We start from the raw sequence: 21213 nt of genomic DNA, 5'->3' as shown, positions 1-21213 counted from the left end.
TGCAACAAATGCATCTGCCCTCTATATAACAAAGAGAGTTAATGAATGAGTCTCTAAAGCCTCATTCATAATAATATAAAAAGGAGTTATCTATGCAACGACACGGCATTTTAAATAGCCATATCGCTAAGGTTCTTGCAGATCTTGGTCATACAGATACGATTTGTATTGCTGACTGCGGATTGCCAGTACCTGAAGGCGTTCAAAAGATTGACTTAGCCTTAGATTTTGGTGTACCAAGCTTTGAACAAGTGGTATCCATCATCGCTAAGCATATGAAATCCGAAGCAATTCATGTGGCAAAAGAGATTAAGGAACATAATCCTGAGGCTTATGACTTCTTGGAGTCTACATTCCCATCCAGTCAATACGAATGGATTGAAACGAGCCACGATGCTTTCAAAGAAGCAACAAAACAATGCAAATGCATTATTAGAACTGGTGAAGCATCTCCGTATGCGAACATTATCTTGCGCGCCGATTGTATCTTCAGCGATCGTCCCTAGAGCAATAGATTAACTGACCCTCAAATCTATTACATACATGAGAGATACTTTCACCAATCATATAGGAGTAGTTATGGAAATTGTTATGTCAGGCATTGCAAAGGCATTTGGTACGAACCAAGTACTGCGCGATGTAAGTATTACCCTCAAGGAGGGCGAGGTTCACGCCTTGATGGGCGAAAACGGCGCCGGCAAGTCCACCCTCATGAATATCCTTACGGGCATTCACAAGGCAGACGCTGGTACAATCACCATCGACGGCGTAGAGCGGACCTTCCCGAACCCGAGAGAGGCCGAGCTAAACGGCGTGGCTTTCATCCACCAAGAGCTCAACATTTGGCCTAATCTAACATTGTTAGAAAATCTATATTTAATGAGACCGAAGCGCAATAAATTTGGTATGCTCGACAATAAAGCGATGCTCGCTGAGGCAGAAAATACATGCCGAGAACTCGGTATCGAATTGCCACTCACTACTGAAGCGGGCCTTTGCTCCGTTGGTCATCAACAAATGACGGAAATCCTTCGCATCTTGATGTTAGATGCAAAGGTTGTCATCATGGACGAACCAACAGCGGCCCTTACAGAGCGTGAAACGGCAACATTGTTTAATATGATGCGCAAAATGAAAGCACGTGGCGTTGCCATCGTATATATCTCTCACCGTATGGAAGAGGTATTTAGCGAATGCGATACGATCACAGTTATGCGTGATGGTCACACTGTCATTACAAAACCAACATCTGAGATTTCTGTAGACGAAGTAGTACGCCACATGGTAGGCCGTTCTATCGACGAGTTCTACCCAGCTCGCACTACAACGCCAGGCGAAGTGGTCATGAGCGTAGATAACCTCAAACCAGAAGGTTTCGACAATGAAATTTCCTTCTCCTTGCGCAAAGGCGAAATCCTCGGCGTAGCAGGCCTTATGGGCGCTGGCCGTACAGAAATCATGCGCGCTATCTTTGGTGTAGATAAACACAATGGCGGTACCGTAACAGTTAACGGCTCCGTTCTGAACTGTAAAAAACCAGAAGATGCCATCAAAGCTGGCATTGCTTTCATCACAGAAAATAGAAAGAGCGAAGGCTTGATCCTCGATTTCTCCATCGGTTCCAATATTACATTGCCGAACCTGGGCGAAATTTGCCCATCTCATATATTGGATAAGGGCAAGCTCAATTCCTTTGCTGACGAATTGTCTAAAAAACTAGGCGTTAAAACACAATCTATTCACGAACCGGCATCGTCCCTATCCGGTGGTAACCAACAAAAGGTGGTTATCGCGAAGTGGGTTGGTAAAAAGCCATCCATTATCATCATGGACGAACCGACACGCGGTATCGACATCGGTGCGAAACGTGATATTTATGATTTAATGAACGAATTAACGAACGATGGTGTGTCCATTATCATGGTGTCCTCTGAGTTACCTGAAGTACTGGGCATGAGCGACCGCGTTATGGTCATTCATGAAGGTCGCGTAGCAGGTATCTTGGACCGCAGCGATGCAACACCAGAATCGATTATGACATTAGCCACAGGAGGACAATAATGGACAGCAAAGCTCTACAATATGTAAAAAAATTAGGCCCCCTCATCGGCCTCATCCTATTATTTATCATTATTTCTGTCATGAACGACAGTTTCCTTGAATTCTCTAACTTGCGTAACTTGTTGCGCCAAGTATCCATCAATGCAATCATCGCCTTTGGTATGACTTTCGTCATCTTAACGGGCGGTATCGACTTATCCGTTGGTTCCATCCTTGCCCTTTCTAGTGCAGTGATGGCCAACCTTATCGTAACTGGTACTGACCCTGTGTTAGCTATCGTATTAGCTGCAGGTGCAGGCCTTGTATTGGGCGGTATTAACGGTCTCGTTATTACTTATGGCCGCGTAGCTCCATTTATTGCGACCTTGGCGACCATGACCATCTACCGTGGTGCGACGCTAGTATTCACAGACGGTAACCCAATCTCTGGCCTTACCCAAGACCCTCTATTCCACGGCTTTGGCCAAGGGGATATTGCAGGCCTTCCAGTTCCAGCGATCACAATGTTCCTAGCTTTCATCGCCCTCTGGTTCGTATTGAGCCGCACATCCTTAGGCCGTAAAACATACGCCGTAGGTGGTAGCGAAAAGGTAAGTTACATTGCTGGTATCAAGATTGACCAAGTTAAAATCTTCGTGTATGCCTTGACTGGTATGCTCTGTGGTATCGCTGGTGCAATCATTACTTCTCGTCTTAACTCTGCACAACCTACAGCAGGTGCAGGCTACGAACTTGACGCTATCGCAGCCGTAGTTCTTGGCGGCACAAGCCTTGCTGGTGGTCGTGGTCATATCGTTGGCACATTAATTGGTGCCCTAATTATCGGTACCCTCAACAACGGGTTAAATATTCTCGACGTTTCCAGTTTCTATCAACAAGTTGTAAAAGGTATTGTTATTTTACTGGCTGTTCTTGCAGACCGTAAGAAAGCCTAGGAGGTTCCTATGAAAAAACTATTGTTACTGTTGGCGATGGCCGTTATGGTTATCGGTCTTGTAGCAGGCTGTGGTAAAAGCGCTGATAACGGCGGCGACAAAAAATCCGGCACTATCGGCTTCTCTGTTTCCACATTGAACAACCCATTCTTCGTAACTATGAAGGAAGGCGTTGAGGCTCAAGCTAAAGCGCTTGGTCTTAAAGTTAAAATCGTTGATGCTCAAAACGACCCTGCAAAACAAGCAAATGATATTTCTGACTTGCTTGAAAGCGGCGTTTCCGTATTGATCATCAACCCTGTAGACTCTGCAGCTATCTCTACTTCTGTAGAAGCAGCAAACGCTAAAAACATTCCTGTAATTACTGTTGACCGTTCTGCTGATAAAGGCAAAGTAGTAGCTCACATCGCTTCCGATAACGTAAAAGGTGGCGAAATGGCAGCTCAATTGATCGCTGATAAAGTAGGCAAAGCTGCAAAAGTAGCTGAAATTGAAGGTATCCCTGGTGCTTCCGCAACTCGTGAACGCGGCCAAGGTTTCCACAACGTAGCTGACAAAGACTTAACAGTAGTAGCAAAACAAAGCGCTGACTTCGACCGTACAAAAGGTTTGAACGTAGCAACTAACATCTTGCAAGCTAACCCAGACGTACAAGCTATCTTCGCTCATAACGACGAAATGGCATTGGGCGCTATCCAAGCAGCTAAATCCGCAGGCAAAACAATCTTCATCGTAGGCTTCGACGGTACTGCTGATGCAGACAAAGCTGTTAAAGACGGCACATTGGCTGCAACAATTGCTCAACAACCAGACCAAATGGGTAAAATCGCTATCGATGTAGCTCAAAAAGTTATCAAAGGCGAAGCTGTAGAAGCTAAAATCCCTGTAGATCTTAAAGTTGTTACAAAATAATTGTATATAGAAACTGGGTACAAAAAAGAGTCGCATCTCAAAGACGCGACTCTTTTTATTTCGGCTCTTTCTCTAAAAACACTTTAAAGAACTCAATAAACTTTGGTAAATACGTTTGATCTAAACTTTCAATAGTCATATTACATTTGTAATTATAAGTGGTACAGATAGTAACATCCATTGTCAAAGCACCCTTTTGGTCTAAAGAGAATGTTAGCGTATCCCCTTCTCCCGTCAGAATATTTGTAAAGGTTGCTTCGCCTTTGCAGTTTTCATACAAGTTAACTAATGCTTTGTAACCAGCATGAATTCCTGACCAATCACTAGGGTCAATGTACCCAGCACAGATATTATAGCCCCGTTTAATATATACGCCAAACACACCAAATGGAGATAACTCTGTGTCCATATCAAAGGCAATGGTTAAATTTGGTTCATTTACAATTTCATACATTCTATTCACACTCCACAAACAACAATTTTTTATTTATTATAGCACTGTGTTTGTGAATATAATAGAAATTATAGGTTTTTCCGGAAATTAGACAGATCCAATCCATCCATATCCTTGTACTGCCATATCCATAAAATGATTCATAAGTAAAGATACCTTAGAATCAAAAGATGCTTTATCATAACTTTCAGGCAAATCATCATTCAAGGATAGTTCTACCTCATATTTTAGCTTAGCAATTGGTTGTTCATCCTTATACCAATCTACTACAAGAAGGTTATTACGATTATCGACTAGCTTCTTATAAAGATTCTTGGCAGAGAGTTTTACTTTTTGCTCTTCATCCTTTGTCACCTTTTTTCCAGCAATAAGCAAATCAAAGATTTCCAGTTCTTCTTCTGTAAGGCCTTCTGTATTTGCACGATTATCTTCCTGCCGAAGTTCTTCAAGAAGTTTTACAAGTTGCTCATAGTAATCTTCGTTTTCAGTACCACCTGCATTATAGGAGTCAATAATTCGTTTGAAACGTTCGGAGAATTTGGTTCTTGTGCAATTTCTATTAAGCATCTGTTCGAGTGCTTGCTCAATGTATTCTTTCAAGTCGTTAATCTCAATAGCCTTATACTTAGCTACCTTGATTTCTTTTCTCAATTGCTCAACATCAACCTTAGAAAGATCAATAGCCTTTGTGCCTTTTATCATGTACTGTGCAGGTTTTTCCCGTACATAATTAACGAACTCTTGACTTGCTGTAACACTGCCATCCAGAATCTGATTCATTTTCTGTCTAGCACGAGCCACCTTTTCATCGTTAACAGTGTTATATAAGAGACCATGCAAATACACAAGCGGGGCAAACTTATCGTTGTTCCAATGCTTCTCAAAGATTTCTGGCTTTGATGCTTCGTATAGATTTGTCAAAGAATTAAGGATAACCTTAAATTTTTCTTTATCATCATCTTTTGCCACGATAGTGTCATAAGCACTTCTTAATGCATCTAATTTATCCAGTGTATTAGAATCAGCAATTATCTTTTCTAAATCAATATCAAGAGATATCAAGAAAGAATCTGCTTCATCAATTGTACCGTCAATATAGCTGATTAATTGATCAATATCTTTTGCAGGGAATTCTGTTCCGTCATCACCAGTGGCATATTCGGTTAATGCCTTCTTCATGTATTTAAACACGTTGACATAATCTACAATGATTCCGGCAGGTTTTTCTGGATACACTCTATTGGCACGAGCTATGGCTTGCATCAGCGTGTGGCCTTTCATTGGCTTATCAAGATAAAGTGTAGATAAGTTCTTTACATCAAATCCTGTTAACCACATGGCACAAACGAAGACAAGTTGCAGTGAGTCCTTAGGATCTTTAAATCTATCCTCAATATCTCTTCCATCCGGTGTGATTTCTTTCATCTTTGCACGATGCTCAGATATCTTTAATCCTTGCTTAGCAAACTTCGTTTCTTCATCATTTTCCTCTGAAATGATAACTGCCATTTCAACCTTATTCATATAAGTAAGAATACGAGTGAGCTGGTCACGTTCTTCCTTAGTATCAGCTGTGTTTCGCTCTTTCATGATATTCTGCTTTTCTATAGCCCAGTAATGCTGAACCTTGTCATACATTTTGACAGCAGTATACTTATCGACTGATACGACCATCCCTTTTCCAAGAAATCCGCGTCTTGGAAAGTGATATGCAATATCCTGTGCCACCTTATCCAGTCTATCATCACGCTTGATAACTTCTAAAATACGAGAGGATGCATTCTCCAATAGGCGAGTTTCGTCTTCATTAAGGTTTTCCTCTTCGATAATATCTACAACGTCATCATCAAGGAAGTCATTTTCAAGCCCAACTTCTGGGACTCGTCTGGAATAGAATAATGGTACAGTAGATCCATCTTCGACAGATTGTGCAAAGTTATACTCCGAAACATACTCACCAAACCATTGATTCGTAAGGCGTTTAGAGCCAAGAAGAGGTGTTCCTGTGAATGCCACAAAGTTAGCATTCGGAAGTGCAGTTCTCATGTTCTCTGCTAAATCTTTATATTGTGTTCTATGTGCTTCATCAACAAGAACGATAATATCGTCACGAGTAGAAAGCACTGGATATTTCTTTGTCTTATCATATCTGAACTTATGTATCAGCGTGAAGATAAAAGCCTTATTGGTAGTCAAGAAATCTCTTAACTGCTTGCTATCCTTTGGCTGACATTCTTCTTTAGAGCCAATAACCTCTGTACGCACAAAGTTCTTATAAATCTGTGTATCTAAATCTTCACGATCTGTAATAATGAGGAACGAAAAGTTACCTTGAATCTTACGTTTCACTTTACGGGCAAACATAACCATAGAATAGGATTTACCTGAACCCTGTGTATGCCAAAAAACACCAAGCTTACCGTTAAGCTCTTTTCTGTTCTCTACTGATTCCATTAGATTATTTACACCTAAGTACTGGTGGTTTTTAGCGATAATCTTTATTCTCTGGTTTTCAAAGAGAATGAAGTTTTCAATATAGTCAATCAATCTATCTTTGTTAAGAAGACCATCTACAAAATATCTGACAGAGCTATCCTTAACATTATCCGCAGCAAGAATTGCTTCTCTGTCCAGTTTTTCTTTTTCGCTATCAATTTTGAGCCATTCAAAGAAATAATCATAGGTTGCATTAAATGCACCAAGCTTCGTTTCCAAACCATTTGAAAGCACACAAATCTGATTAAATGCAAAAATATTAGGAATGTCCCGCATATAATCTTTGAGATTCTTATTGTAGGCTTCTTCAATCTTAACAATGCTATTTTTCAGTTCAATAAACACAAGGGGCATACCATTGACAAAGATAAGAATATCTGGTCTCCGGTAGTAGACCTTCCCCTGAATCCACATCTGAGATACCGCTGTGAAAGTATTATTCTCCGGATGTTCAAAGTCTATCAATTTTACAAAATCAAAGTCTTCTTTTCCGTTTCTACGAACAGTGATTTTTATATTATTGCGGATTTGTCTATATAATTTGTAATTCGTATCTACAATGTCCGTCCCTGTATAATCTTGCCTTAATATTTTTACGATCTCTTTAATTTTATTTTCTTCGATAGTAGGATTGATACGCTTCAGAGAGGTCATCATCACATCAGGAAGAATACATTCCTTCTTAGAGTTTCTGCCAGTACCATCATTCAAATAATCACGCTTACTTGGATCAGCATCGCAAACGAGGATGTCATATTTAAACGGTTCAGCTTTTAATTTTGAAAGTATAGCCTGTTCTATATCATCTTCAGATATAAAATTACGCATATGAACACCTCCTTAAACCTCAAGTTTTCCACTCATCAAGCGTGGCAAAATCATATCTCGTTGCTTTTTTAATAATTGATTTTCATTCCACAGTTTCTGTTCTTCTTCTATCAGCAGGGTAACGATATCAGAAAATGCCTTTTGTAATTGATATGGTGGAACAAATATTTTCATAGCTGTGAGTCGACCCCAATGCCTTTTATATTCTTCAGTAGAAATAAGCTTATGAACTGCATAATATAGATAATAATTATCAATCTCATTCTCATAAGCTGTTATAAACGGGACAACATTTTCCCCAAGAGAAAAATCTCTAATCATTAAAACAAATTTACACGAATGGTCGCCAAATAAGATAATAGGTTTTTCTATACTTGCATAATGAGATGGCTCATTATTATGAAACCCAAGAAAATCGGATGAAGATTGATCTATAACAATTACAGTTCCCTCATTTTCCAAATCACTCTGTTTATACAACTGATTAAAAGGAAGTCTTTTCACACAATTTTTGACTTTTTTAACATCCCAACCTTTAGGTATTACATTTTCGAATTCTATATTCTCATATCCCGGAAAACGAAATCTTACAAACCATTCCTTGTAAAGACTTTCAGCCATTTGCTCTAAAAGTTTGATGCGCTTGTTGTTGTTTTCGATAAGATTATCGTAAGCTGAAAGAATATCAGCTATTCGTTTCTGCTGTTCATCGGTGGGAAGTGCTATTTGCAAATTACCAATTTGCTTGAGGTTAATATTGGGTTGTGCTGCTTGAGCACTCATACAATTCACATAGGCATTGAAACTTTTTTGAACCATAAAGTAATATATATAGTCAATATTTACACCTTTGTTAAATCGAATAAGTGCTACTGCTTGATTGGTATTAGCTGGAACATCTTCATCTTTTACAATTGCAAGTTTGCCAAGATAAATTCCTGCCATCGAAAATAAAATATCATTCGCCTCAATTTGAGATCTTTTGAGTTTATTATGTGTGCTCTCTGAAATGAACATCATTCCACTAGACTTATCCAAATACTTAGCCTTTCCTAACATTTCAGAGCGAAAATAATTTATTCCTTCATCTGTAAAGCTGGCACCTATATTAGCTGGTGTTGTTCCCTTTGTTATTTTCGTCGTTATATCCTTAAGTTTTACATATTCCATATCACTCACCCAACAATCCTTTCAGATTATTTGCGATGAGTTCTTCAAGTTTCTTTGCCTCTGCACTTAATGTAGTGAACTCAACATTTAAAGAATACATTTCTTTTTTGAATTCTTCCTTGGTTAAGCCGTCGTCTTCAATCACTACACCAACATAACGGCCTGCATTAAGAGAATAATCTTGATCAATGATTCCGTCTTCACCGTCCATAGATGCTGCCTTACAAAGACCGATAACATCAGCATACACACCGTCAGGGAATCTTTCAGTTAACCAGTCAATCTGTGACTGCCAATATGCTTTTGTAAGAACTTCCTTGTCATCAGAAGCTTCTGGAGCATTTGCAAGTTCTGCTTTATACTCATCAATCAAATCAACAAGAGCCTGTGTATCGCCATGATAAAGCTTTGTGATAACACCAAGATTCTTGATTTGCTCCTCAGAGAACTTTCTGTGGGCTCTATCTACCTGTGTGAACACATTTCTTGCATCAATAAATAAGATTTCACTTTTCTTGTCTGTGTTTGGCTTTTGCTTATCAAAGAACCACAGAGTCGCAGGAAGGGTAACTGATGAGAACATTTTAGAAGGAAGTGTTACCATCTGAGAGATGATGCCTTCTTCAATCATTTTCTTTCTAATATCATATTCTGAACCAGATACATCAGATGCAGAGTTAGCCATAACAAGTGCTGCCTTACCATTTTCATTTAAGGCAGTAGCGAAGTAGCCAATCCACAAATAGTTAGCATTAGGCACAGTTTCTTTCTTATCAGATTCTTTCTTTTTTGATTTGCTTTTGTTTCTTGGCACACCATATGTATTAAAACGTGCATCGTCAGAAACCTTCTCAACCACAACCTCATCGACGTTAAAGGGTGGATTCGCCATTACATAATCAAATTGTCCGAATGCATTATATGGATCAGAATAGAATGAGTTAGCTTGTGTAATATCACCACGGATATTATTAAGGAGCAAATTCATCTTTGCTAGTTTTACTGTATCAGGTTCCTTTTCAACACCATAGCAACGGAATTTCATCTGTTCACTTTCACTGGCATTGTGATTATGCATATATCGTGCGGCCTGAACGAACATACCTCCAGAACCACAAGCAGGGTCCAAAAACTTCTTTTCACCGGGCTGAGGATTTAATACTTCGACCATATATCTTACAACAGTTGCAGGTGTGTAGAATGTTCCCCCATCCTTCCCCTCTGCAAGGGCAAAGTTCCCTAAGAAATATTCATAAATTTCACCAAAGATATCGACTGTACTATTTTCTGGAATATCTTTGAAAATACGTATGATATTAGAGAGCAATTCTGGCTCTTCTTCTGGTACAAGCTGAGCATATACTTCTTTGGGAAGGACACCATCCATTTTAGGGTTTTCAGCCTCAATTGCTTCCATAGCATTCTTTACAAGAGTAGCTTTACTAGCATCATCTGGTGCATCATTGATAAAGTCATAATAAGCACATTCAGGAAGATAGAATCCACACTTCTCGATAGAGATTTCTTTGATGGACTTTTCCATACGTCCGCCTTTAAGACGATTATACTCTTCCTCAATATTTTCCTTATGTTGTTTATATAAGATATCTGCATATCTAAGGAAGATAAGTCCAAGAATAGGCTGACCATATTTATTAGCAGCTAAATGAGCACTAGCTCGAAGCACATCAGCAGAGTGCCATAGCGTATCTTTTAACTGTTTTAATTCATTATCTGTCATAACAATAGTGCTCCTTTATTTTTATATTTTATAGTCAAGCCAAGATTCTTCTAGTACTTCATAAGAGATATTATTATCTACACAAAATGTATTAATACTTTTCATGGCTTTTAGATTTGGCTTTGAACATCCAGATTCCCAACGATTTACGGTAGAAAAAGCCACACCTAGTGCATTTGCAAATTCCTGCCGTATTAAAAATGAACGTTGTCTAATTCTTTTTATTTCTTTAGGAAAATCCATATATATGCATCTCCTTTTTATCCATTAATATAGCATTATTATAGCAAACAAATATATATTTTTTTAGTATCTATCCACTAAGCATTTTGACTTATCAGTATGTGCCAATATCAAAATTAGAGAATATGATAACCATATATAAATAAGTTCAAAGTACTCTTGATATTAATACTGTAGTAGTAATATCTTATAGAAAAAGCTCGAGCCACATCTTTTTAGATATAACTCGAGCTTTATTTAGGTTATGTGTTACGTAAATGTTATACGCTATGTAAACATGATCTGTTATATAACTATTATGTATTATATAACTATTATGTGTTATGCAAACAACATATATTAGAACATGAAGTTTACATCTGTACGCCAGTAATCACCTAATTTATTGTCGTCCATGTCTTTGTTACCGAAGCCATAGTAAGCACCGATGGATACATTTTGGAATGGTACGTAGTTTACATTTGCTACGAAGCCTTTAAAGCCATTACGTACATGGCCGACGCCTTTATTATCTACATAGTGTTGATTGTAGAAGCTATAGGCAGGAGCAAAGGCACTACTGAAGATTGGAGAATTTGCTTCTTCATAGTAGTATTGACCGCGAACGCTATAAGTATGAGCTTTCTTAATGTCATAGTTACCATAACCAAGGCTAGCCATCCACGCATGAGAATCAGATACGCCTGGTGCTGTAAGCCATTCTCCGAAGACGTTCCAACGTTTAAAGTTCATGTTTGCGTTGAGGCCCCAAATGTTTTTGTATGGAGAATCAATAAAGGATTTAACTTGTTTACCAGTAAGTGCATCCACATCTTGGCCTTGGTACAATTTACCATTATGGAAGCGACCATACATACCACCAAGGGTAACATGTTTATTGAGTTTACCCTTAACTTCAACCATAGCGGCAGTAATAGTATTGTCTTTAGTTTGGTATGTAGGAGCGCCGCCCAACCAGTAACCATAACTAGCGGACACATCAAGCTTGCCATGTTTGTACATAAGACGAGCACCATCAACAAGATCATCATACATAAGACCTAGAGCCGGTGTATAGAGTTGACGCCCTACGCGCAAAGTTGTATCTTTACCAAAATGATGATCTACATAGGCAAGATTAATTTTGCCTTGTGTTGCATTGCTATTACCGAGTTCACTAGAGCCTTGAATACGTACAACAGCATCAGTTTTATCGTTAACTTTAGCATTAAAGATAACACGGGCACGATAATCAAAGGAAGAATGTTTACCATATGCATAGGTATCATTTTTCAATTCGCTGCCACGGTAACGCAATCGATAGTTACCAGTTACCTTTACATTACCGACTTGGTTTTCTAATTTTGCTACCCGTACGCCCAAATTGTTAAGCTCAGAACTAAATTCGTCCGCTAAGCGATTAATCATCGCTTGTTGCTCAGCATTAGCTTTATCTTGGTTAGCCATCGCTTTAGCCACCATTTGAGCCATTTCGTAACGCGTAATAGGATTGCTGCCTTTGAAAGTTCCATCCGGGTATCCATTAATAATACCTGCATTTGCTAATTGCTCAACAGATTGGTAAGCCCAACTAGAAGCATCTACATCGGAAAATGGATTAGCTGCATACACACTTACAGAACCCAATACCATACAGGAAACTAAACTTGCTACCAACTTTTTATTCATTAAAAGACCTTCTCTCATATAGATATCACACAATATCTTATATATTAATATTACTTTAATTACATCTGAGTTTTTTATTCGTGAGGTGTTGTATAGTTAATATCTTGTGCTTTGTAGCTTTCACCATGAGCTAATACGTGAACAATAGTTTCCAATGTAGCACGTACAGTTTCGCCAGCCATACTTGGTTGGTTTGGTTTATCTACCACTTGAGATGGCAAGTACGGAATATGCATGAAGCCTGCCTTGATATTCCCTTTTTGCGCTGCGTAGTGACACACGCCATACATCAAGTGATTGCATACGAAGGTCCCTGCCGTATTAGAAACCTTTGCAGGAATGCCATTTTGATGCAATGCGTTAACAATGTTTTTTATGGGCAACGTTGCAAAATAGGCACTAGGACCATCTGATACAACAGGTTCATCTTCAGGTTGGTTGCCTCCATTGTCTGGAATACGAAAGTCATCGCAGTTAATAGCAACACGTTCCACTGTAATATCTGGGCGTCCCCCTGCTTGACCTACACATAGAATAAAGTCTGGTTGGCATTGTTCAGCCGCTGCTTTCACAGTATCAACAGATTTGTAACGTATAGTAGGAACCATTTGAGTCACTACCTTATAATCACCATCGGTATAGCCATCCATGGTTTTTACCGCTTCCCAAGCTGGGTTAATAGGTTCACCGCCAAATGGATCAAAACCGGTAATCAAAATTGTTTTCATCACACTACCTCATAACGATATATCTTATGGTGCATTAGAATAATCAAACATGACACGTAACCTTAAAAGGATATATCATATAGTTTCATAAGAATATCGTACTTTCACAAAATGAGTTAAATAAAGTAATACATCAATAAGATGTTTAATACGAGCATAATCAATGCAATTGGAAGTTGAGCTTTAATAACGCCGTATTGGTCGCGCATTTCAAGGAGCGCTACTGGTACGATATTAAAGTTTGCCGCCATAGGTGTCATCAAAGTACCGCAATAGCCAGCAAGCATTGCGATAGCACCAACAGCAGCTGGGTTTGCACCATGAGCTACAACGAGCATTGGAACACCGATAGCACTTGTAATCATCGCAAAGGCTGCAAAGGCGTTACCCATGATCATTGTGAAGATAACCATACCGATGCAGTATGCAACAACTACGAGGAATACATTATCTGCTGGCACTATACTTGCTACGGCACTGGAGATAATTTTACCAACGCCAGCCAAATTAAATAGATAGCCTAGAGCAGCCAATAATTGGGACAAAATAGCAGTCCAACCAATCGCATCGATAAGACGACGACCTTCATGGAAGCCTTGGTTAAGTTTGCCTTTTGTAATGTAAAGAGCGGCACACATCGCGATGATTGCTGCAATACCTATCCCTACAAGAGCACCTAGCTTAGTAAAGAAACCAATTACGAAGGTAATGATACCAACAAGTAAAGCTGGTACAAAAATAATATTACCGATACGAACTGCTTCATCTTTTTTAAATTCGATAGGAGATTCGAAGTAATGACCTTTACCGAGTTGTTTTACCAAAACGATAGCTGCCATGCCAATTACGAGCCAACCATTGATTTCTTTAGAAAGATAAGAGCCAAAGATAAAGGATACGCTGTACAATAACCAGAATAAGCCTGTACCAATACGATATTTATGTTCTTTATCTAAAAACGATTGAATTGCGAAAATAAATAGAATAATACCTACAAGAAGGTATACATAATCTAAAGGCTGCATTTTATAGAGTATTTCTAACATATTAATTAGCCTCCTTCTTTAATTCTTCTGGAGTAACGAGGATATTAAATTCATTTGGTACTAATTTACCAGCTTTCATATCAGCTTCGTCACGAGCTACAGAGGCTTGAATTGTTTTATCAAAGATAATAAAGCGAATAAAGTTAACGATATATGCACAAACAGCTGTTGGCAATCCGTACAGTACCATATCTGTTAATTCCACAGAATAACCTAATTGTTCCATAACACCTTTGATGAGTAACAATCCACCAGCAGCAAGGAATAAGTTTTGACCAAAGAAGTTACCAACGTTATCGGCAGAAGCAGCTATACCGCGTACCTTATCAAGTGTACGTTGAGATACAGGACGACCTTGAGCTACCGCAGCCTCACTCATAGGTGCGATCAACGGACGTACCATGGCAACCATACCGGACATGTTAATACCAAAAGCTACAGTTACTTCGCGTACAAATAAGTAAATCATAAAAATACGACCAGCCGTAGCAGCGTTGATCTTGCCGATCAAAATTTCTGCCCGTTCACGTAAGCCATGACGTTCCATAAGACCAATAACAGGTAAAATCAAAATAAATAATGACATATAACGATTTTTAACGAAAGCCTCCCCAATGGCACCAACGATATCGTTGATACTAAGGCCACCTGCAAGGCCCGTTACAAACCCTGCGGCTACGACAACTAACAAGGCATTAAAGCGTAGCATCAGGCCGATGACCATCACTAAAATACCAGATAAGACTAACATAGTCACACATCCTTTCAACAAACCATCTATAAACTCATAGTCTATAGATATACTATATATAGTTTATATTATATACCTAAATATTCATTTTTTACATAAATAAACCTTACACATTACTCCATTTAACGTAGCTTTTAAATCTTATTATTAAGACACTCTCTATTAAATGAAATCATGTATAAGGTTTAGTTAGTATATATAGAAAGATTTACTATAGTAAATCTTTTTTGAAAAGTATTGTAGTATGTTGTTTACCTCTAAAATGAACTTTATCATATGCTTTAAAGCCGAAAGATTCATACATTTTAGGCAACCACGGATGTTCTTGTGCTGTACCTAATGTAACAGCTGGCGTTTTAAATTGATTGATCAATAATTCTTCCGCATAACCAAGCGTTTCCCGAGCATAGCCTTTACCTTTGAACTCAGGTGCCGTTACAAAGTGAGCAATGTGTGGAAATTTATCCGGTGTAGAATATTTAATCCACGGCATACAGAACGTAATGGAACTAACAAGTTGCCCATCAATATACAATCCATATACAGGATAGGTTTCGATCCACTCCTTGGATTCTTCTTCTGTAAAATCGATAGCATCGAATGTAATTGGATAGTCTTTAATCGCTGCATAGCCGTCAATTAATACCTTATGATATTCTGCTGTATCCGCTACTGTTAATTGTCTAAATTCTTTCATGGTCTTTCCCTCATATCTATATTTTATTCACTAGTTTTGTATATTTATTACTTATGAAGGTTATTATACACCTATATGTATTAAGTTACAATATATTTACATAAATATTGCATGAAGTTTTGATATCTAATAAGAAAATAGAGGATGATATATTGTAATATCAATATACCATCCAGCATCAATACTTCTCTATCATAAAAGTTATCCAACATACATAGACTGTATAAATATTAATATTTTAGAAGCAATATATTAGCATCTATATAAGTACAAAAAACAGGATGTATCTTAAGGATACATCCTGTTTTTGAGCTTTCACAAGCTTGAGAGGAAGTTATCAATATATTATTGATTAATACGGGAACCGTATACGTCGCGTTGAGTTTTAGGTTCGTTGTTAACGCGAACACGTTCTGTTTTATGACGATCGTTGTCAGCACCAGAAATACGATCCACACGGAAGTGGTTAAGACGAATATTTTGTAATTCAGGACCAAATTCGTTCATAGCACGTTTCATGTTGTCATCGATAGGAGCACCATTTTGAAGTGCACGGTACAACATAGTAGCGAATTCGTAACGAGTCATCTTAACGTCGCCTTTGAATGTGCCATCAGGGTAGCCAACAAGGATACCATTACCAGCCAATTGGCTAATGTATTGGTAAGCCCAGTGGTTACGAGGAACGTCTGGGAATTCAGCAGTTTTGCTAGGATCAATTGCATGTGGAGTCAAGATTTGTAACAAGTTGTTATATTTGTTTTCCATGTCTTGAAGACGTGCGTTCAATTCAGCAATTTCACGGCCCATAGCTACACGAGAGCGGGACTCAGGAGAACGTTTACCAAGACGAAGAGATACGCCAGCGTTCAATTGAGTTTCGCCAGTACCTACAGTACCACCAACGGAGAACATTGTGTCTTCGTTAGGACGGTAGAAAGCGCCCAATGCAGCGGAGTTAGCATTGTGGTAGTGACCATAACCAGCAGCGATTGTCCATTTGTCATCTGGGTTGAAGTCCAATGGATGTAAAGCAGCCAATGCAGCAGAACCTGCACCTACTTTATTAACGCGTTTTTCAACATTGCCAACTCGGTTGTTCAAGTTAGTAATATTATTGTTGATTTGACCTGGTGTGGAGTTGTTGATTTGAGTTTGTAAATCATTTGCTACGGAGTACAATTGGCTACCGTTTACAGCATCTGTGGAATCAGCGGAAATTTTACCAGCTGCTACGTTGTGAATTTGGCGTTCTTGGCCAGCTTTACCAACGGATACAGAACCTACAGGGCTAGTACCTGCGAAGCCACCATATGTATGACCAGCTACAGTTGCGTTAGTTACATTTGTTGCAGAACGAGTAGTAGAATTAGCACCTAATGCAATGGAGTTTGCAGTGGATGCATTAGCTTTGTTACCGATTGCAATGCTGTAATCAGCAGTTGCAGCTGCATCAGAACCGAATACGTTAGTACGTACGCCTGTTGCTTGAGCACCAGCACCGAATGCTTGTGCATGATCGCCAGTAGCTGTCGCAGAGGAACCAATAGCATTAGCATGGTTACCATTAGCTGTAGCATCAGCACCGATAGCATTAGCTTTGTAACCAGCGGATTTTGCTTGGTGACCAAGTGCTAAAGAACGTACATCAGTAGCAGTTGCACGAGTACCAATTGCAATGCCCCAAGTTTTATCAGCTTGAGCTTCATGGCCGATAGCAATAGATTCGCTCATATTTGCTTTTGCTTCATTACCTACTGCCAATGCGGAGCTACCTTTTGCAGTATTTTTAGAACCAATAGCTACGGAGTTGCTATTCCAAGAACCGTTTAATAATGTAGCAGAATCAGGCTCATTATCGAAAGTACGATCACGGAAGTTTGTAGTTGTACCTTCTACAGTATTGTTATAACCATAACCGATAGCATTTGTACCACTGATCACGTTGCTATCACCGAAAGCTTGTGCAAACGCACCTGTAACAGTGTTACCATCACCGAAAGCATTAGCTTGGTTACCATTAATAGTATTTTGGTTACCATATGCGCTGCTAGAACCATTAGCGCTTGTAATTGTATTACCTTGACCTACAGCGATGCTAGTAGCTGTACCATTAGCAACAGTACCATAAGCAACACTATTATGTGTAATATCTGGAGTTTGACCAGCTTGATCACCTACGGCTGCAAAAATAAAACCATCTGCTGTAGATACAGGTGTTGCCGCACTAACAGGAGCAACAGCAGTACCTACTGCTGCAGCTGCAGCTAATACAGCAAATGCTAATTTTTTGGAATGTTTGTTTTCTCTCATCTTACACCCTCACTAAATTAAAATTCTTAACCAAACACAATACAATTTTTCATTCTCTCTAAGTTCCGCCTCTCTCCTCGGGCTGATAAAATATACTTCTTATTCTAAGCTAAGAAATATATTCAATTCATTTTAAGAAAAATTTATATTGTCGATTACCCGCATAGCATATCAAAGTTTTACGATATAAACAAGCCTTTTTCCCATATAAAGTTCATTAATAACTCTTCATAATTCCAAAAGATAGCATGATTACTGGTATTCTTTGTTGTATCAATATACTCATCATTTTTAATGATGAGTAAGAAAAATCACACCTTTTTTAAGATTCTACAGAATATATTTTGTATAACTTATAAATAATCGTCACTTTAATAAGTTTTATAAATATTTCAAATAGCCTATCAGCCCTTATTCATATTAACTTCATGAACACTTTCTGAATTTCCAATAAGAGAATAATTAATCATTTTTCTGAATTTTATAATAATTTTATTTTTATTCTTAATAGTATTCTACATCTATTTAAATAAGTTGATAAGTATACACATATCACCCAAAATATCTGCATAACTTTACAAAACAAGGCTTAATCTACATATACAGCATCCATATCCTTTCCATAGCTATCATAAAAACCAAAAAGCTCCTACGTTATATGAACGTTAGGAGCTTTTTGTATATTATGCCAACAAGGCTTTTACAAGTTCTTCTGCTTTACCAAAATCATCTGTATCTGGATTCCAGTTACATTTAATTTCAGGTTCTACCACGGAGAAACCATATTTAGTTAATTCTTCACGAAGTACCTTCGTAGATTCACCAGACCAACCGTAGGTACCAAATACGGCAGCCTTTTTATTTTTGAACTTCAATTCACGCAAAAAGTCTAGCCAACCAGCTACAGAAGAGATAACACTATTCCCTACTGTTGGGGATCCCACAGCAATCGCTTTTGATTTGAATACTTCTGTCATGATGTCGTTTTTATTTGTTTTACTGATATTAAAGATCTTAACCCGTGTATCAGGTGATTGTTTAGCAATCTCATCAGCAATTTTATGGGCTAATTTCTTTGTACCATCCCACATAGTGTCATATACGACTGTAATTTGGTCTTCTTGGTATGCTTGAGACCACTCATAGTATTTCTCTACGATTTGCAATGGGTTTTCACGCCAAATTGCACCATGGCTAGTAGCGATAATATCAATTGGCAAGTTGAGCTTTTGAATTTCTTCAACCTTAGCTTTTACCAATGGAGAGAATGGATTCAAAATATTGGCGTAATATTTCATCGCCTCTGCCCATAGACGACATTGATCAGCCTTATCGGCCCACAATTCTTCTACCGCGAAATGTTGGCCGAACGCATCGTTAGAGAACAAAATATTATCGCCAGTCATATAGGTTGCCATAGAGTCAGGCCAATGGAGCATGCGCATTTCTACGAATACCAAAGATTTACCGTTGCCGATATCTACAGAATCACCTGTCTTCACAGTTTTAAAATTCCATTCTGGATGATGATATTGACCAACCAAGGACTTAACAGCATTTTCTGTACAGTAAATTGGCGTATTAGGGATTTTTTCCATCAAAGCTGGCAAGGAACCGCTGTGATCGACTTCGCCGTGATTACATACGATGAAATCAATCTTGTTTAGATCAATTTCAGATTCCAAATTATCGATAAACTCTGAGGAATGAGGTTTCCATACGGTATCGATGAGGACGGTTTTCTCCTCTTCAATCAAGTACGCGTTTTGGCTAGATCCATTATTAATACTGTAATCAGAGCCGTGGAATTCTTGTAATTCCCAATCAATTTTACCAACCCAAGATACGTTATTTTTTATATGCTTTCTCATAATAACCTCCATAATTCTTGTGAAAGTCTTTCACAATTAACAATATGTATGGCCTATGTGGTATCTGTGTATATGTACCTATGTATATACCTATGCATATATCACAACTCGGTCATTAACTATGGTTTTATTATAACCATATTGCATAGTTAAGTCTGTATCTGTAGGTACAGATTTGATAATTATTCTAAAAAACCACTCATAGATAATCAAATTCTATACATTAGCGTATAATAGATTTCCTATGAGCGGTTACGAGCATATGCAGTTTTAATAGCGGGTTGTTTATTATCTAGCTTAGATAAGCTAGGATAACGTCCGATTATTTATTCTCAGGCTTAGATAATCCTGGGATAGCTTTATAGATATATAACGCAATATATCCATCAACTATACTATGAATGATGGTCCCGCCACCAACAAGGACAAATACGACATAGATAAGATCGATATTTGGTATCGTAGTTGTCGTATAGAATAATAGGCACGCAAGCACTTCACCAATAGCGTGAACGATAGCACAAGCAAGGTTGAAAGCAGCAAAGGATAAGGCTCCTGTTAAGACACCTGGATGATGTTTTATATAATAAGCACCCATCAAGGCAAAGATGATATGAGAGGCAGCGCGCATAACGATAACGATAGGGAAGCCAGCTACAAAGAAACCTAGCGTAGAGCCGATAACAACGCAAGCAGCCATCTTACGAGACAAGAACATGGCTAGGAATATAGGTACATGACTAGCCAATGTATACGAAGCCGGTGGAATGACAACTTTCAGAGGCATCATAATAGGAATCATGATGGCTAACGCCATCAATAAAGCAGTAATAGTTAAATTTCGATACATGGAAGAATTCATAAAGGCCTCCTTATTAGCTCTTCTCTCATCTAACAATATGATTATGGTAATTATGATATAAGACCAATCTAATTAAAGGCTACATTAACAGTCTCATAGATTAGTGACCTACGTTCCCCCACAAGTTAAGGATGACAACACCCACTACAATAAGAGCAATACCTAATATAGTGTAAATATTATAGCCCTCACTAAAGATAAAGACAGAAATGAGTGCTGTCACCACGAGGCCTACGCCAGACCAGGTAGCATAGGTAACACTGAGTGGAATATATTTCAGTACATGCGTCAATGTATAGAAAGATCCTACATAGCCACATACGCAGGCAATAGTCTGTAACGGCCGCGTAAAGCCATCAGATGCTTTCAACATGGTCGTAGCAAATAGCTCAAGCCCTATAGATAAGGCAAGTAAAAAATAAGATAACATAACGCCT

The 21213-nt window shown here is 38.4% G+C and carries 18 protein-coding genes; 4 read left to right on the top strand and 14 right to left on the bottom strand.

Translation table 11 applies throughout. The annotated features are described in order from the left end of the window. The first annotated feature begins 92 nt into the window (after window positions 1-92). The 4 genes from rbsD to rbsB all read left to right on the top strand — a co-directional run bounded on the left by rbsD (window position 93) and on the right by rbsB (window position 3908). Window positions 93-506 (top strand): D-ribose pyranase, encoded by a 414-nt coding sequence (gene rbsD, locus ACWTVK_RS06515; protein WP_456046330.1) that lies wholly within the window; start codon window positions 93-95, stop codon window positions 504-506. 73 nt (window positions 507-579) lie between these two features. Further along, window positions 580-2061 (top strand): sugar ABC transporter ATP-binding protein, encoded by a 1482-nt coding sequence (locus ACWTVK_RS06510; RefSeq protein ID WP_456046329.1) that lies wholly within the window; start codon window positions 580-582, stop codon window positions 2059-2061. After that, window positions 2061-2996, top strand: a complete 936-nt coding sequence (locus ACWTVK_RS06505) for an ABC transporter permease (RefSeq protein WP_456046328.1) — start codon at window positions 2061-2063, stop codon at window positions 2994-2996. The genes ACWTVK_RS06510 and ACWTVK_RS06505 overlap by 1 nt, the downstream gene beginning before the upstream one ends. A gap of 9 nt (window positions 2997-3005) precedes the next feature. Beyond that, entirely contained in the window at window positions 3006-3908 is a 903-nt protein-coding gene (rbsB, locus tag ACWTVK_RS06500; RefSeq protein WP_456046327.1) for a ribose ABC transporter substrate-binding protein RbsB, read from the top strand. A 55-nt stretch (window positions 3909-3963) separates the two neighbouring features. On the opposite strand, the gene ACWTVK_RS06495 is transcribed toward rbsB, so the two are convergent. The 14 genes from ACWTVK_RS06495 to ACWTVK_RS06430 form a co-directional block, all read right to left on the bottom strand. Continuing rightward, entirely contained in the window at window positions 3964-4362 is a 399-nt protein-coding gene (locus tag ACWTVK_RS06495) for a hypothetical protein (RefSeq protein WP_456046326.1), read from the bottom strand. 87 nt (window positions 4363-4449) lie between these two features. Continuing rightward, window positions 4450-7686: a type I restriction endonuclease subunit R gene (locus tag ACWTVK_RS06490; RefSeq protein ID WP_456046325.1), complete on the bottom strand. Its 3237-nt coding sequence runs from the start codon at window positions 7684-7686 to the stop codon at window positions 4450-4452. Between the two features lie 12 nt (window positions 7687-7698). Next, complete coding sequence (locus tag ACWTVK_RS06485) at window positions 7699-8856, bottom strand: restriction endonuclease subunit S (protein WP_456046324.1); 1158 nt, start codon at window positions 8854-8856, stop codon at window positions 7699-7701. 1 nt (window position 8857) lies between these two features. Beyond that, the gene (locus tag ACWTVK_RS06480) at window positions 8858-10597 is read right to left on the bottom strand and encodes a type I restriction-modification system subunit M (protein ID WP_456046323.1); all 1740 of its coding nucleotides are present in this window, start codon (window positions 10595-10597) and stop codon (window positions 8858-8860) included. Window positions 10598-10618: 21 nt separating this feature from the next. Beyond that, the gene (locus ACWTVK_RS06475; RefSeq protein WP_456046322.1) at window positions 10619-10840 is read right to left on the bottom strand and encodes a helix-turn-helix domain-containing protein; all 222 of its coding nucleotides are present in this window, start codon (window positions 10838-10840) and stop codon (window positions 10619-10621) included. A 339-nt stretch (window positions 10841-11179) separates the two neighbouring features. Beyond that, complete coding sequence (locus ACWTVK_RS06470) at window positions 11180-12508, bottom strand: S-layer homology domain-containing protein (protein ID WP_456046321.1); 1329 nt, start codon at window positions 12506-12508, stop codon at window positions 11180-11182. Between the two features lie 74 nt (window positions 12509-12582). Beyond that, complete coding sequence (gene pcp / locus ACWTVK_RS06465) at window positions 12583-13236, bottom strand: pyroglutamyl-peptidase I (protein ID WP_456046320.1); 654 nt, start codon at window positions 13234-13236, stop codon at window positions 12583-12585. Window positions 13237-13352: 116 nt separating this feature from the next. Further along, window positions 13353-14282: a DUF979 domain-containing protein gene (locus ACWTVK_RS06460; RefSeq protein ID WP_105086341.1), complete on the bottom strand. Its 930-nt coding sequence runs from the start codon at window positions 14280-14282 to the stop codon at window positions 13353-13355. A 1-nt stretch (window position 14283) separates the two neighbouring features. Then, window positions 14284-15033, bottom strand: a complete 750-nt coding sequence (locus ACWTVK_RS06455; protein ID WP_456046319.1) for a DUF969 domain-containing protein — start codon at window positions 15031-15033, stop codon at window positions 14284-14286. A 211-nt stretch (window positions 15034-15244) separates the two neighbouring features. After that, window positions 15245-15730 carry a GNAT family N-acetyltransferase gene (locus ACWTVK_RS06450; protein ID WP_119208347.1) on the bottom strand — a complete coding sequence of 162 codons (486 nt, stop codon included), beginning with the start codon at window positions 15728-15730 and terminating at the stop codon, window positions 15245-15247. A 345-nt stretch (window positions 15731-16075) separates the two neighbouring features. After that, complete coding sequence (locus ACWTVK_RS06445) at window positions 16076-18043, bottom strand: S-layer homology domain-containing protein (RefSeq protein WP_456046318.1); 1968 nt, start codon at window positions 18041-18043, stop codon at window positions 16076-16078. 683 nt (window positions 18044-18726) lie between these two features. Then, window positions 18727-19914 (bottom strand): oxygen-binding di-iron domain-containing protein, encoded by a 1188-nt coding sequence (locus ACWTVK_RS06440; RefSeq protein ID WP_060925001.1) that lies wholly within the window; start codon window positions 19912-19914, stop codon window positions 18727-18729. 322 nt (window positions 19915-20236) lie between these two features. Further along, complete coding sequence (locus ACWTVK_RS06435) at window positions 20237-20776, bottom strand: hypothetical protein (RefSeq protein WP_227720675.1); 540 nt, start codon at window positions 20774-20776, stop codon at window positions 20237-20239. Window positions 20777-20876: 100 nt separating this feature from the next. Next, window positions 20877-21206, bottom strand: a complete 330-nt coding sequence (locus ACWTVK_RS06430) for a DMT family transporter (protein WP_101928623.1) — start codon at window positions 21204-21206, stop codon at window positions 20877-20879. Window positions 21207-21213: the final 7 nt, after the last annotated feature.

This window comes from Veillonella sp. Ser01 (genome assembly GCF_053850375.1).
Note: the sequence above shows the minus strand (reverse complement) of the source record. Positions and strands in the feature narration are given on the sequence as shown.